General features: G+C 67.9%; 9 protein-coding genes. 6 read left to right on the top strand and 3 right to left on the bottom strand.

Annotated elements, in window-relative coordinates; genetic code table 11:
- Positions 1-10: 10 nt before the first annotated feature.
- Positions 11-1,669: a long-chain-fatty-acid--CoA ligase gene (locus D9R14_RS03685; protein ID WP_121621957.1), complete on the bottom strand. Its 1,659-nt coding sequence runs from the start codon at positions 1,667-1,669 to the stop codon at positions 11-13.
- Between the two features lie 203 nt (positions 1,670-1,872).
- Positions 1,873-3,168, bottom strand: a complete 1,296-nt coding sequence (locus tag D9R14_RS03680) for an OmpP1/FadL family transporter (protein ID WP_170168475.1) — start codon at positions 3,166-3,168, stop codon at positions 1,873-1,875.
- A gap of 432 nt (positions 3,169-3,600) precedes the next feature.
- Between D9R14_RS03680 and D9R14_RS03675 the strand changes: the two genes are divergently transcribed.
- From D9R14_RS03675 to D9R14_RS03655, 5 genes are all read left to right on the top strand, one after another.
- The gene (locus D9R14_RS03675; RefSeq protein WP_121621955.1) at positions 3,601-4,038 is read left to right on the top strand and encodes a MerR family transcriptional regulator; all 438 of its coding nucleotides are present in this window, start codon (positions 3,601-3,603) and stop codon (positions 4,036-4,038) included.
- Positions 4,039-4,112: 74 nt separating this feature from the next.
- Positions 4,113-5,249, top strand: coding sequence for a thiolase family protein (locus D9R14_RS03670; RefSeq protein WP_121622103.1), 1,137 nt, complete (start codon positions 4,113-4,115; stop codon positions 5,247-5,249).
- A gap of 10 nt (positions 5,250-5,259) precedes the next feature.
- Complete coding sequence (locus D9R14_RS03665) at positions 5,260-7,590, top strand: 3-hydroxyacyl-CoA dehydrogenase/enoyl-CoA hydratase family protein (protein ID WP_121621954.1); 2,331 nt, start codon at positions 5,260-5,262, stop codon at positions 7,588-7,590.
- 261 nt (positions 7,591-7,851) lie between these two features.
- Positions 7,852-9,642: an acyl-CoA dehydrogenase C-terminal domain-containing protein gene (locus tag D9R14_RS03660; RefSeq protein WP_121621953.1), complete on the top strand. Its 1,791-nt coding sequence runs from the start codon at positions 7,852-7,854 to the stop codon at positions 9,640-9,642.
- A gap of 203 nt (positions 9,643-9,845) precedes the next feature.
- The gene (locus tag D9R14_RS03655; RefSeq protein ID WP_121621952.1) at positions 9,846-10,157 is read left to right on the top strand and encodes an SCP2 sterol-binding domain-containing protein; all 312 of its coding nucleotides are present in this window, start codon (positions 9,846-9,848) and stop codon (positions 10,155-10,157) included.
- A gap of 39 nt (positions 10,158-10,196) precedes the next feature.
- Here the strand turns inward: D9R14_RS03655 and D9R14_RS03650 are convergent, their stop codons facing one another.
- The gene (locus D9R14_RS03650) at positions 10,197-12,254 is read right to left on the bottom strand and encodes an acyltransferase family protein (RefSeq protein WP_170168474.1); all 2,058 of its coding nucleotides are present in this window, start codon (positions 12,252-12,254) and stop codon (positions 10,197-10,199) included.
- Between the two features lie 289 nt (positions 12,255-12,543).
- On the opposite strand from D9R14_RS03650, the gene ugpB reads away from it, so the two are divergent.
- Positions 12,544-13,866, top strand: coding sequence for a sn-glycerol-3-phosphate ABC transporter substrate-binding protein UgpB (ugpB, locus tag D9R14_RS03645; protein ID WP_121621950.1), 1,323 nt, complete (start codon positions 12,544-12,546; stop codon positions 13,864-13,866).
- The last annotated feature ends 592 nt before the right edge of the window (positions 13,867-14,458 follow it).

The following is a 14,458-nucleotide window of genomic DNA, read 5'->3' as shown; positions in this document are numbered from 1 at the left end:
GTGCCGTGCGTCAGGCCTGGCTTCGGCGGCGTTCCTCCTCCACCAGCTCCTTCTTGGAGAGCTTGCCGACCAGCGTCTTCGGCAGGCTCTCGCGGATCTCGATCGACCTCGGCATCTCGATCTTGGAAATCTGGTGCGACAGGAAGCCGAGGATCTCGTCCGCCGTCGCGCTCTGGCCCTCCCTCAGGGTGACGAACGCCTTGGGCGCCTGGCCGCGATAGGGATCGTCGATGCCGATGGCCACCGCCTCCGACACAGCCGGATGCAGATAGAGCGCCTCCTCGATCACGCGCGGATAGACATTGTAGCCGCCGCACAGGATCACGTCCTTGATGCGGTCCACCAGGAACAGGTAGCCGTCGGCATCCAGATAGCCCACGTCGCCGGTGCGCAGCGCGCCGTCGATGAAGGCGCACGCGGTCTCGTCCGGCCGCTCGTAATAGCCGGCCATCACCTGTGGTCCGCGCACGCACACCTCGCCCTTTTCGCCGGTGGGCATGAGGCGGGTGGGGTCGGCGAGGTCGCGGATCTCGATCACGGTCTGGGGCAGAGCGGTGCCCACCGAGCCGTCCTTGACGATGCCGAGCGGCGGGTTGGCGCTCACCACCGGCGAGGTCTCCGACAGGCCGTAGCCCTCCACCAGCTTGCAGCCGGACAGGTGCTCGAACGTCGCGCGCACCTCCTTCGGCAGCGGCGCGCCGCCGGAGATGGACAGCGTCAGCGAGGACAGATCGCGCGTCTCCACGCCACGGTGGGCATTGATGGCGGCATAGATGGTGGGAACGCCTGGGAACATGGTCGGCTTCTGGCGTTCGATGTCGTCGAGCACGTCCCCGAGGTTGAAGCGCGGCACCAGGATGATCTCCGCGCCGAGGCAGATGGGAATGAGCATCACCGTCTGCATGGCGAAGACGTGGAACAGCGGCAGCACGCCGAGCACGCGGGTGACGCCGATACGCTCGCAGTCCGCATGCATCATCACCTGGCGCGCATTGGCCGAGACATTGGCATGGGTGAGCATGGCGCCCTTCGGCACGCCGGTGGTGCCGCCGGTATATTGCAGCACCGCCACGTCGGTCCTGGGATCGATCTCCACCGCGGACGGCCGGTCGCCGTGCTTGAGCAGCTCGCGGTAATGCAGGTGAACGCCGTCGCCGACGTCGTAGCGGGCCTGCTCCTTGCGCTTGAAGAGCGTGAACAGCAGGCCCTTGGGAAACGGCAGCACGCCGGCCAGCGGACAGACGACGATGGTGTTCAGCCCCGCCTCCGGCGCCACCGCGGCGACGCGCGAATGGATGAGGTGGAGGTCCGGCACCACCATGATCGTGGTGCCCGAATCGCGAATCTGGTGCCTCAGCTCCCGCTCCACATAAAGCGGGCTGTAGTTCACCACCGTGCCGCCGGCCTTCATGACGGCGAAGAAGAACACCACCGAATAGGGCGTGTTGGGCAAACAGAGCCCGACCTTCGTGCCCTTGCCCACCCCCTTGGCCTGCAGCCCGGCGGCGACCTTGTCGACCAGCGCGCCGAGATCGGCATAGCTCCACTTGCGGCCGAGGAAGCTCAGGGCGGGCTTGGCGCCGTGGCGCGCGACGCTGGCAGCCAGCAGGTCGGGCACCGGCGAGACCGGGACCGCGGCGGCGAGATCCTGATCCGCGCCTGATTGCATGGCCGTCCTCCCTTCGCGCGCGGCGTCTTCGGATCGGCCCGCGCCAGGCGCGCGCCGATCCGGTGCCGTTGGGTCATGTTTCATCGCAGTTTAGAGCCCGATCGCGCCTGATGGCAGAGCAATCTGCGGCGTGGCAGCGCGATCCGCCGGCGGCGGGCGACAAGGCGGCCCGCCGCCACGCAGCGGCAGGCCGGGTGGCGCGCCTACTTGGTGTAGACCGGCGCGGCCGAGACCGGGCTGTCGAACTTGTAGCGCAGCGCCAGCGAGACGATGTCGACGTAGCCGTCGTTCACGCTGCCCACCAGCGACCCGCGCAGCGCATTGGCCGGCTCGGTGGGGAACAAGGCGATCGGGGCATCCTCGCCGAAGATGTGCGTGTAGGCGACGTCGAGCGCCAGCTTCTCGGTGACGGCATAGGTGAAGCCGGCCGACAGCCACAGGCGGTTGGTGTCGGGCAGGCGTGGCGAGCGCGTCGCGTCCGGCACCGGCGTCAGTTCGTAGGCGAGGCCGGCGCGCAGCGCGAGCTTCGGGTCCCACTGGTATTCGACGCCCCCGGAGAAGAACCAGCCGTCCTTCCACTGGAGGTTCAGGACGCTGTCCGGCGCGGCGATGCTCTCCACCTTCAGTTCCTGCACCGTGGACCAATTGGTCCATTCCACGGTGCCGAGCACGGTGAAATTGGGGGTCAGCTTGGAGCGCAGCGACAAGGTCGCCTGGTCCGGCAGGGTCAGGCCGGCTTGGGCGGGCAGCTTGGCGACCGGGTTGTTGAGGATCAGCGGCGTGATGGTGCCGCTCAGCCCCTGGTCGATCTGCGAGCGATAGCCGAGGCCCACCGTGGTGCCGGGCGCGAGCGTCAGCAGCGCGCCGAGATTGATGCCGTAGCCAATGGAATCGCCGTCCACCTGCGCCGCGCCGAAGGTGAGCGGGGCGGCGCTGAGGATCTGCGCGTTCGACAGGCGGGCATCGATGTAATTGACGTTGAAGCCGGCGCCGAGGGTGAGCCAGTCATTCACCTTGTAGGCGATGGAGCCCTGGATGTTCATGTCGAAGATGCGGCTGTAGCAGCCGTAATAGCGTCCCGACCAATTGCACGGCGCATCCGTGATGAGGCCGAACGGCGCGTTGACCGCGAGGCCGACGGCGATCCGGTCCCAGGCATAGGTGATGTAGGTGGCCGGCACCGCCCCGTCGTCGACGATGTCACCGATGCCGACATTGCCGAGATTGTTGCCGAACAGCGGGCCGGTGGCGCGGTACACGTCGATGGAGGCGTGCGGCGCGATCCAGGTGACGTTGGCTTCCATGTTGAGGCCGGGCGAGAAGCTCAGCGCCGCCGGGTTCCAGAACATGGAGGCGAGGCCGTCGCCGCCCGCCGCGGTGCCGGCGAACGAATAGCCCTGGTAATAGGCGCTCTGCTCCCTGAGGCCGAAGCCGCCGGCCGCGGCGCCCGTCGCCCCGGCGATGGCCAGGACGGGAACAGCCAGAACCGGAAGGGCCATCAGTGTCGCGCGGGTTGCGAGCGGGCGGCGCAGGCATGAAAGATGTGTGGCCATGGATCCCCCTGTTAGGCGCTTTCCTCAGGGCCCGGCGCGCTGCGGCGCACATTACGTTTTTACGATGCCCTATACGTCATCCAGCATGCCTTAACGAACATTCGCGTCAACACCGTTGGGGCGACCCGCGAAAGCCCGCCGCCGGGATTCGTGGCCATGTGGCGGGAAAGCCACATCTACGGCGCGCGCCTGTCCGCCGTGGCTCGTCCACCGCCTCGCCGACCGCCAAACTGCCGTGCCGAATCGCGGTCTCGGGGTGCCATTCTACGGGAGCGGCACGCCGCGGCCGCACCTCCCGAAGCCCTGAACGCGCGGCCTCTTGCGCCCAAGGTCAAAGCATGTATCTTCAGGTTCGATAGATGACGTATAGGTGAACACGTGGCATCGACAGGCAAGCGCCTCCCCGGCACCTCGCTCACAGACACCTTCTTCACCGTCACCGAGCTGGCGCGGGACCTCGCGATCACCCCGCGCACCATCCGCTTCTATGAGGACAAGGGCCTCATCACCCCGCGCCGCGCCGGCACCATGCGCGTCTACACCAAGCGCGACCGGGCGCGGATGGTGCTGATCCTGCGCGGCAAGCGGCTCGGCTTCTCGCTGCGCGAGATCAAGGAATATCTCGACCTCTACGACATCGACCCGTCCCAGACCGAGCAGATCCGCTTGCTGCTCAAGAAGGTCCAGACGCGCCTCGAAATGCTGGAGGACCAGCGCCTCGCGCTCGAGGAGACCATCCTCGAACTCAAGGACATCGAGGAGCAGACCCTCGGCGTGCTGGAGCGGGAGGCGGCCCAGAAGAAGGCCGCCGGCTGAGCTCCGGCCAGCCGCCGCGGCACCCGCCGCGAACCATAAGCAAGATCAGGCAGGAGAGCCCCATGAGCGCGCCCATGCAGAACATCGTGATCGCGGGCTATGCCCGCTCGCCCTTTACGCTCGCCAAGAAGGGCGACCTCGCCCGCCTGCGTCCGGACGACCTCGCCGCCCAGGTGGTGGCCGCGCTCATCGCCCGCACCAAGGTGAAGGCGCAGGAGATCGAGGACCTGATCGTCGGCTGCGCCTTCCCGGAGGCCGAGCAGGGCTTCAACATCGCCCGCCTCATCGGCATGATCGCCGGCCTGCCGGAGAGCGTCGCCGGCGTCACCGTGAACCGCTTCTGCGGCTCCTCCATGCAGTCGGTGCACATGGCCGCCGGCCAGATCCAGCTCGGGGCGGGCGAAGCCTTTGTGTGCGGCGGCATCGAGAGCATGAGCCGCGTGCCCATGACGGGCTTCAACCCCATGCCCAACCCGGCGCTCTACAAGGCGATGCCGCAGGCCTACATGAGCATGGGCGAGACGGCGGAGAACGTCGCCCGCAAATGGCAGATCACCCGCGCCGACCAGGACGCCTTCGCGCTGAAGAGCCACCAGAAGGCGGCGAAGGCCGAGGCCGAGGGCCATTTCAAGGCCGAGATCGTGCCGGTCAAGGCCAACGGAAAGAGCATCGAGATCGACGGCTGCATCCGCCGCGACGCCTCCGCCGAAGCGCTGGCGGGCCTCAAGCCCTCGTTCGACGAACACGGCACGGTCACCGCCGGCACCGCGTCCCCGGTGACGGACGGCGCGTCCGCGGTGCTGGTGTGCACCGAGGCCTATGCCGAGCGGAACGGCCTTGAGCCCCTCGCCCGCCTCAAGAGCGTGGCGGTCGCCGGCTGCGCGCCGGAGATCATGGGCATCGGCCCGGTGGCGGCGACGAAGAAGGCGCTCGGCCGCGCCGGCCTCGACATCGGCGCCATCGACGTGGTGGAGCTGAACGAGGCCTTCGCCTCCCAGGCCCTCGCCTGCCAGCGGGAACTCGGCATCAAGGACGAGGTGCTGAACCTCGACGGCGGCGCCATCGCGCTCGGCCATCCCCTCGGCGCCACCGGCGCGCGCATCGTCGGCAAGGCGGCCTCGCTCCTGAAGCGGGAAGGCGCCAAGTATGCCCTCGCCACCCAGTGCATCGGCGGCGGACAGGGCATCGCCACCATCCTCGAGCGCGTCTGAGGAGGGCCGGATGTCTTTTGAAATCAGGAAAGTCGCCGTTATCGGTGCCGGCGTCATGGGTGCCGGCATCGCCGCCCATGTGGCCAATGCGGGCGTGGAAGTGCTGCTCCTCGACATCGTTCCCGAGGGCGCGGCCAACCGCAACGCCGTCGCCGAGAAGGCGGTGGAGAAGCTGCTGAAGGCCGATCCCGCGCCCTTCATGTCCAAGGCCGCGGCGAAGCTGGTGAAGCCGGGCAACATCGAGGACAACCTCGCCGACATCGCGGATTGCGACCTCATCATCGAAGCCATCATCGAGCGGCTCGACCTCAAGCAGGCGCTCTACGCGAAGATCGAGGCCGCCCGCCGGCCCGGCTCGGCGGTGTCGTCCAACACCTCGACCATTCCGCTGGCGGACCTCACGGCGGGGCTGCCCGAGAGCTTCCGCCGCGACTTCCTCATCACCCATTTCTTCAATCCGCCCCGCTACATGAGGCTGCTGGAGATCGTCTCCGGGCCGGAGACGAATGCGGACACGGTGGCCGCCGTCACCCGCTTCGCCGACGTGAAGCTCGGCAAGACGGTGGTGAGAGCCAAGGACACCCCCGGCTTCATCGCCAACCGGCTGGGCACCTACTGGCTGCAGCTGGCGGTGGGCGAGGCCTTCGCGCTGGGCATGAAGGTGGAGGATGCGGACGCGGTGATGGGCCGGCCCTTCGGCTTCCCCAAGACCGGCGTGTTCGGCCTCATCGACCTCGTGGGCCTCGACCTGATGCCCCACGTCCAGGGCTCGCTGAAGCGGGCGCTGCCGGCCGCGGACCCTTTCCACGCAACGCTTCGCGACGAGCCGCTGATCGAGAAGATGATCTCGACCGGCTACACCGGCCGCAAGGGCAAGGGTGGCTTCTATCGCCTCAACCGCGAGGGCGGGCAGAAGCTGAAGGAAGCCATCGACCTCTCCACCGGCGCCTATCGCCCGCAGGCGAAGGCCCAGGTGGCGGAGCTGGAGGACGGCGGCGGCCGGGATCTCTTCGCCCTCCTTTCCGCCCCCGGCGAAGGCGGGCGCTATGCCCGCGCGGTGATGGTACGCACCCTCGCCTATGCCGCGCGCCTCGTGCCCGAGGCGGCTGATGACATCGTCTCCATCGATGATGCCATGCGCTTGGGATATAATTGGAAATCCGGCCCGTTCGAGCTGATCGACAAGATCGGCGCGGCCCGCCTGATCGAGCTGTTGAAGGCGGACGGGGAAGAGGTGCCGCCGGTGCTGGCGCTCGCCGCCGACAAACCCTTCTACCGGGTGGAAAACGGCCAACGTCAATACCTTACGCTGGATGGCACCTATCACGATATCGTCCGCCCCGAGGGCGTGGTACTGCTCGCCGACATCAAGCTGAAGTCCCAGCCGCTGGCGAAGAACGGCTCCGCGGCCCTGTGGGATATCGGCGACGGCGTCGTGTGCCTCGAGTTCACCTCCAAGAGCAACTCGCTTGACGAGGGCATCATCACGATGCTCGCCAAGGCGCTGAAGCTGGTGAAGGACAAGTACAAGGCGCTCGTCATCTATAACGAGGGCTCGAACTTCTCCGTCGGCGCCAATCTGGGTCTCGCTCTGTTCGCCTGCAACATCGGCGCCTTCGGCGAAGTCGAAAAGCTGGTCGCCACCGGACAGAAGACCTATCAGGACGTGAAGTACGCGCCCTTCCCGGTGGTGGCCGCGCCTTCCGGCCTCGCCCTCGGCGGCGGGTGCGAGATTCTCCTGCATGTCGGTGCGGTTCAGGCCCATGCCGAGAGCTACATCGGGCTTGTCGAATGCGGCGTCGGCGTGCTGCCGGCCTGGGGTGGCTGTACGGCCATGCTGGAGCGCTGGGCGGCCGATCCGAAGTTCCCGAAGGGGCCCATGCCGGCCCCCTCGAAGGTGTTCGAGACCGTCTCCACCGCCACCGTCGCCAAGTCCGCCGCCGAGGCGAAGGAGCTGAAGTTCCTGCGCGAGGGTGACGGCATCACCATGAACCGCGACCGGCTTCTTGCCGATGCCAAGGCCAAGGCCTTGGCGATGGTGGAGGGCTACGCGCCGCCGAAGCCCGTGCAGTTCTTCCTGCCCGGCCCCTCCGGCAAAGCGGCCATGGACATGGCGGTGGAAGGCTTCGCCAAGCGGGGCCTGGCGACCCGGCATGACAAGGTGGTCTCCGCGGCCCTCGCCGAGGTGCTCACCGGCGGGGATGCGGACCACATCGCCCCGGTGCCAGCGGCGCGGGTGCTGGAGCTGGAGCGGGACGGCTTCATGAAGCTCATCCGCACCACCGCCACGCTGGACCGCATCGAGCACGTGCTGGAGACCGGGCGTCCGCTCAGGAATTAAGCCTTCCTGCCGTCACCCTCCGGCTTGACCGGAGGGCCCACCGCAGGGAGACGGCGGAAGGACCGAGACATAGCGCCGTCATGCCCCGGCTCGTCCGGGGCATCCACCCTTCCGCCGGGACGAACGGAGGAGTGGACCCTCCGGACAAGCCGGAGGGTGACGGCAGCGGGTGCGGAGAACGGCAACGGCCTTTCCGCCGGTAGCGACGCAATTCCCTCTCCCCTTGCAGGAGAGGGGAGACACAAAACGGGAGCCAACGCCATGCAGGTCTATACCCCCCCGCTGCGCGACATGCGCTTCGTCCTCCACGAGCTGCACGGCAGCGAGGAGCTGAGCACGCTCAAGGGACTGGAGGAGCTTTCGCCCGACCTCATCGATGCGGTGCTGGAGGAGGCGGGCAAGTTTGTCACCGAGGTGCTCGCGCCGCTCAATCAGTCCGGCGACCTTGAGGGCTGCACCTATGAGAACGGCGTGGTGCGCACGCCCAAGGGCTTCAAGGAAGCCTACACCGCGTTCCGCGAGGGCGGATGGAACGGCATCGCCTGCGATCCCAAGTATGGCGGCCAGGGCCTGCCGGCGAGCGTGAACAAGCTGGTGGAGGAGATGCTCTGCTCGGGCAACCTCGCCTTCGGCATCTGCCCCGGCCTCACCCACGGCGCCTATCAGGCGCTGAAGGCCTATGCCTCCGACGAGCTGAAGGACCGCTTTCTGCCGAAGATGGTGGATGGCGTGTGGTCCGGCTCCATGTGCCTCACCGAGCCCCAGTGCGGCACCGATCTTGGCCTCGTGCGCACCAAGGCCGAACCGCAGGCGGACGGCTCCTACAAGATCACCGGCAACAAGATCTTCATCTCCGCCGGCGAGCAGGACATGACGGAGAACATCGTCCACCTCGTGCTCGCCCGCCTGCCGGACGCGCCCAAGGGAATCAAGGGCATCTCCCTGTTCCTGGTGCCGAAATTCCTGCCGAAGGAGGACGGCTCCGTCGGCCCGCGCAACGGCGTGCTGTGCACCGGCATCGAGCACAAGATGGGCATCCACGGCTCGTCCACCTGCCAGATGTCGTTCGACGAGGCCACCGGCTGGCTGGTGGGCGAGCCCCACAAGGGCATGCGCGCCATGTTCGCCATGATGAATTCGGAGCGCCTCTCCGTGGGCACGCAGGGCCTCGGCCTCGGGGAAGCGGCCTACCAGTCGGCGGTGGCCTACGCCAAGGAGCGCCTGCAGGGCCGCGCGCTCTCCGGCGCCAAGCATCCGGACAAGCCGGCGGACCCCATCATCGTCCACCCAGACGTGCGCCGCACGCTCATGACCATGCGCGCCTACAACGAGGGCTGCCGGGCGCTCGCCGGCTGGGTCGCCCGCGCGCTGGACCTGATGGAGCGGGCGGAAGATCCGGAGGAGCGCAAGCGCGCCGAGGACTTCACGGCGCTGATGACGCCCATCGTGAAGGCCCTGTTCACGGATCTGGGCTTCGAGGCCACCTCCATGGGCATGCAGGTCTATGGCGGGCACGGCTACATCCGCGACCACGGCATGGAGCAATATGTGCGCGATGCCCGCATCGCCATGATCTACGAGGGCACCAACGGCGTGCAGGCGCTGGACCTCGTGGGCCGCAAGCTGCCGGCGCACATGGGCCGCTATTTGCGCTCCTTCTTCCATCCCGTGCTGAACTACATGGATGCGAAGCTGGACGACGAGAATCTGGGACCCCTCATCACCCCCCTCTCCAAGGCCTTCGGCGCGCTCCAGCTCGCCACCGCCCACATCGCCGAGAAGGGGCTGAAGGACCCGGAGGAAGCCGGCGCCGCCGCCACCGAATATCTGCGGCTGTTCGGCCTCGTGGCGCTGGGCTACATGTGGGTGCGCATGGCGGAAGTGGCCTATGAGAAGCGCGTCTCCAACCCAAACGATGCGGCCTTCTACGACGCCAAGATCGTCACCGCGCGCTTCTTCATGGAGAAGCTCCTGCCCGACGTGGCGGCCCTGTGGGGTTCCATCAAGGCCGGCAAGGGCGCCATGATGGCGCTGGACGAGGCGATGTTCTGAGGACTGCGTTTCCGACTGTCGGCGGCACCCTTCCTTTGCGCCCCCTCTCCCGCGTGCGGGAAGGTCTGGGGAGGAGGCCGTGTCTCACCACAGGATGCGGCGGACCAGGCGCGGACGCCGCTTTCCCCCACCCTGCCCTCCCCCGCAAGCGGGACAGGGTTCAAAATCCTTTCGGCCCCAGCGGCCTCTCACAAGGACACCCCATGGCCGATCTTGCCTCCCTCATCGAAGCCATGCGCGAGCGCGCCGATGCCCTCTCCGAACTGGGCTACAAGGTGCGGTTCGACCTCACAGACACCGGCGAGGCGATACTGCTGGACGCCACCGGCGGCAGTGTCGAGGTGGGCGAGGGCTCCGGCGAGGCGGATGCGGTGCTGAGACTTTCCACCGATACACTGGACAAGCTCATCACCGGCCGCATCGGACCGATGCTCGCCTTCTCCACCGGCCGGCTGAAGGTGGAGGGCTCTCAGGGCGTCGCCCTCAAGCTCGCGGGGCTGCTGGAACAGGACTGACGGCGTCGCGGGATGATCGGGGCGCGCGGGCGAGGCGCTTCAATTTGTGGGCGATGGCATCTTCCGCAGCGCCTCGGCCTTGCCGAGTGCCTCGTCAAATGAAGCCCAGAAACCCGGTGCCGCGACCGCGTGCTGGCTTCCGGCCGGCGAGAGGTGGTGTTCGTCCATGAAGTAGAACGCATTGCCGGCCCCACCGCGGCACTCGGTCTGGTCGCAGAACAAGGGGCTGAGCAGAAATAGAGACATGTTGGGCTCTTTGGCGGCGATGCGGGTGAGCGCCTCGTTCGATCCAGCGACGAACCTCATGCCCGTGGCGGCAGGAATGGTTTCGCAGGACTCGCCCTTCTTGCCCGCCTTCTCGGTGCGGATCACGCACTGCACCGGTGCTTCCGGAAATTCCGGCGGCTGTCCCACCACGAAGGCTGCCGCGCCGGCCTCATTGATTGCGTGCACCGTATGGGCGATGCCGTAGGCAAACACCTTGGCCGTCGTCGCTGCGCTTCGCTCCTCCCCGCCGGGCAGGGCACTCGTCGTGAGCCAGAAATGGTTGCCCGACCGGGCCGTCCACATGGACCAGCGCCCCACCATGATCACCACCTTCGGCTTCAATCGCCGTATCTCGGCGATCGCGGCCGCGTTGAACTCGGTGCAGACCTGCGGCGGGTATTGCGGATGGATGGCGCTGACCCCGAGGATCGGTGGGCAGGCCGGCAAAGACAGGATAAGTGGCTTCTCGCCGCGCGCGGCCAAGGCATCGCTGATCCCTTTGAACAGCGCGCCGGCATGGGAATCGCCCCAGACCACGACGTCGGCGCTCTCGGCCGACGCCTTCGACCCCGCGCCACACCCCTGCTCCGCGGCGCGCTCCGCGTTCCAGTTCCGCCGCGCATTGACGCAAGGGTTGCGCGCAGCCGCCCGGGCCCCGGCATTGGCGGCATCCTCCGCCGCCTGGGCGCGGGCGGAGAGGGTGCGGAAGCCGCCGCCGTGATGCTCGATCAGCGCCACCACCCCGAACGACAGCGCGATGGCGAGCGCGCCGGCGCCGAACCGCGCCAGCCGGATGCCGCCCAGCGCCGAGGGACGGCGCAGCGGGGTCTCGACGAACTTCAGCGACAGCGCCGACAACACCATGGCGACGAGGATCACGCCGCCGGCCTGGATATAGGTGAGGTGCCGCCCCTTATAGTCCACCGCCAGAATCAGAAGCGGCCAGTGCCACAGATAGAGCGAATAGGAGATGCGCCCCACATAGGTGAACCAGCGGTGGCCCAGCACCCTCTGCACGATCCCCTGCTGGGTGTGCATGCCGGCGAAGATGATGGCGGCCGAGCCCAGCACCGGCGGCAGCGCGGACAGGCCGGGAAAGACCGTATTCTTGCTGTAGAGGAACACCGGCGCAAGGATGGCGGCGAGGCCCGCGAGGGCGATGGCGCCCGCGGCGCGCTGCGGCAAAGGCGGCCAGCGCACCAGCGCCAGCAGGCTGCCGGCGAACAGCTCCCACGCCCGGCTCGGCAGCAGGAAGAAGGCGGACCAGGGCGCGTTCTCCACCGTGATCTGCGAATAGACCAGCGAGGCCACGGTGAGCACCGCCAGTGCGATCACCGCGAAGGTGCGCGTGCCGAACCGCATGAGCGCGAACAGCAGCACGGGGAACAGGATGTAGAACTGCTCCTCCACCGCCAGCGACCACAGATGCAGCAGCGGCACGTCGTCCGCGCGCGGGCCGAAATAGTCGAGCACGCCCTCGAAATGGATGTTGGCGAAGAACAGCGCCGACGGCCCGAGGGAATTCGCGTACTGCACCATCTCCCGCGGCGTGAGCACAAAGGCCGCGAGCAGCGTCACCACCGCCAGCACCAGGAACAGCGCCGGGAAGATGCGGCGGATGCGGTGGTCGTAGAAATCGACCAGGGAGAAGCGCCGCTGGGTGATGTCGCGGTCGAGGATGGACGTAATCAGGAAGCCCGAGATCACGAAGAACACGTCCACGCCCACATAGCCGCCGGAAAACGGGGGGATGTGACCGTGAAACAGGACCACGCTGCCGACCGCGATGGCGCGCAGGCCATCGATGTCCGCCCGATATGCCAAACTCATCCCGTCGTTCCCGATACCGGCGCCGAGGGCGCGAACTCGCCGCGAAGGCACATAGCCCGCAACGCGACCCACTGCAAATTCACGCGGGAACACGAAGAGGTGACGGTTCCGGGGGCGCCGCGGGCGGTGGGCGCCCGCGCCTTGGGGCAGGAAAGCCGGGGGCGGCGGGCGCGCGGGGCGCAACATCATCGTCACGCCGTTGTGGCTTTATGGCACCCTCGCATCGCGAATCCGGACGGTCGCCCCGCCGCCCGCGCTCGCGCACCTGCTCGCGCACCCGGAGGCCGCCATGACCTTGCGCATCCCGCCGACCGCCGCCTCGGCCCTGCTCGCGGCCCAGCTTGCCTTTGCCGGGCCGGCCGCCGCCGCCACCGAGATCCAGTGGTGGCACGCCATGGCCGGCCCGCTCGGCGAGAAGCTGGAGAAGGTGGCGGCCGACTTCAACGCCGCGCAGGGCGAATACAAGGTGGTGCCGGTCTACAAGGGCTCCTATCCGGAGGCCATGACCGGCGCCATCGCCGCCTTCCGCGCCCGCCAGCACCCGGCCATCGTCCAGGTGTTCGAGGTGGGAACCGCCACCATGATGGCGGCCAAGGGCGCGGTCTATCCGGTCTACCAGCTCATGGCGGACGCGGCCGAGCCGTTCGAGCCGGCGGCCTATCTGCCGGCGGTGACGGGCTATTATACCGACGCCAAGGGCAACATGCTCTCCATGCCCTTCAACTCGTCCACCCCGATCCTCTATCTGAACAAGGACCTGTTCGCGAAAGCTGGGCTCGATGCGGCCGCTCCGCCGCGCACCTGGCCGGAGCTGGAGACGGCGGCGCAGAAGCTCCAGGCGGCGGGCGTGCCGTGCGGCTTCACCACCCAGTGGCCGTCCTGGGTGAACCTCGAAAACCTCTCGGCCTGGCACAACGTCGCCATCGGCACCGAGCAGAACGGCATGGCGGGCCTTTCGACCCGGCTGGAGATCGCCAACGAATTGACCGAGCGCCACTGGAGCGCGCTCGCGCAGTGGCAGAAGAGCCGGCTGTTCGACTATGGCGGCCGCCAGTCCAAGGCCGATCCGAAGTTCTTCACCGGCGAGTGCGCCATGCTCATCGGCTCATCGGCGGCGCGGGCGGGCGTGCTCGCCAATGCCAAGTTCGAGGTGGGCTATGCCATGATGCCTTACTGGCCGCAGGTTGAGAGCGCGCCGCAGAACTCCATCATCGGCGGCGCCTCGCTGTGGGTGCTGAACGGCCGGCCCAAGGAGGAATACCGCGGCGTCGCGAAGTTCTTCTCTTTCCTCTCGAAGCCCGAGGTGCAGGCCTGGTGGCACCAGAACACGGGCTATCTGCCGATCACCCGTGCCGCCTTCGACCTCTCCAAGGCGCAGGGCTTCTACGGGAAGAACCCCGGCACCGACGTGTCGGTCCTGCAGATGACGCTGAAGGCGCCGACGGCGAATTCCAAGGGCCTGCGGTTCGGCTCCTTCCTGCAGATCCGCGACGTGATCGAGGAGGAGCTGGAGCTGACGCTCTCGGGCAAGAAGACCGCCCGGGAGGCGCTCGCCTCCGCCGAGCAGCGCGGCAACGCCTTGCTGCGCGCCTTCGAGCAGGCCAACAAATAGCTGGCGACAGGGCGCAAGACCGCTCCCCTCCCCCAGCGCCCGTCATGATCCGGCTCGTCAGGAGCATCCATCCGGGCGGCGGGAAGGCGGAAAGGGCGCATGGGCCCTCCGATCAAGTCGGAGGGCGACGGCGGGGGAGCTCATAAGGGCAGTGCCCGCCGCATCCTGCACAACACCGTCATCCCCCGGCTTGTCCGGGACAAGCCGGGGGATGACGGTGAAAGGCGCGAGGCCGCGTTGAAGGCATGAGCGCCCGAGGGAGGCGTGGCAAACCGCCGTCATGATCCGGCTCGTCAGGAGCATCCATCCGGGCGGCGGGGAGGCGGAAAGGGCGCATGGGCCCTCCGATCAAGTCGGAGGGCGACGGCGGGGGAGCTCATAAGGGCTGTGCCCGCCGCATCCTGCACAACACCGTCATGCCCGGCTTGACCGGAGCATCCATCCGGGTGGTGGGGAGGCGGAAAGGGCGCGTGGGCCCTCCGATCAAGTCGGAGGGCGACGGCGGTGAGAGGGGAGACCGTGGTGGGAGGGGCGACGGCGGTGGGACGGGAGACCGTGGTGAAAGGGCCGACGGCGGTACGAGGGGGACGGC

Origin of the sequence: Xanthobacter tagetidis (assembly GCF_003667445.1) — a bacterium.
In the GTDB taxonomy this organism is placed as follows: Bacteria; Pseudomonadota; Alphaproteobacteria; order Rhizobiales; family Xanthobacteraceae; genus Xanthobacter; species Xanthobacter tagetidis.
This window is presented reverse-complemented; position numbering and strand designations above follow the sequence as displayed.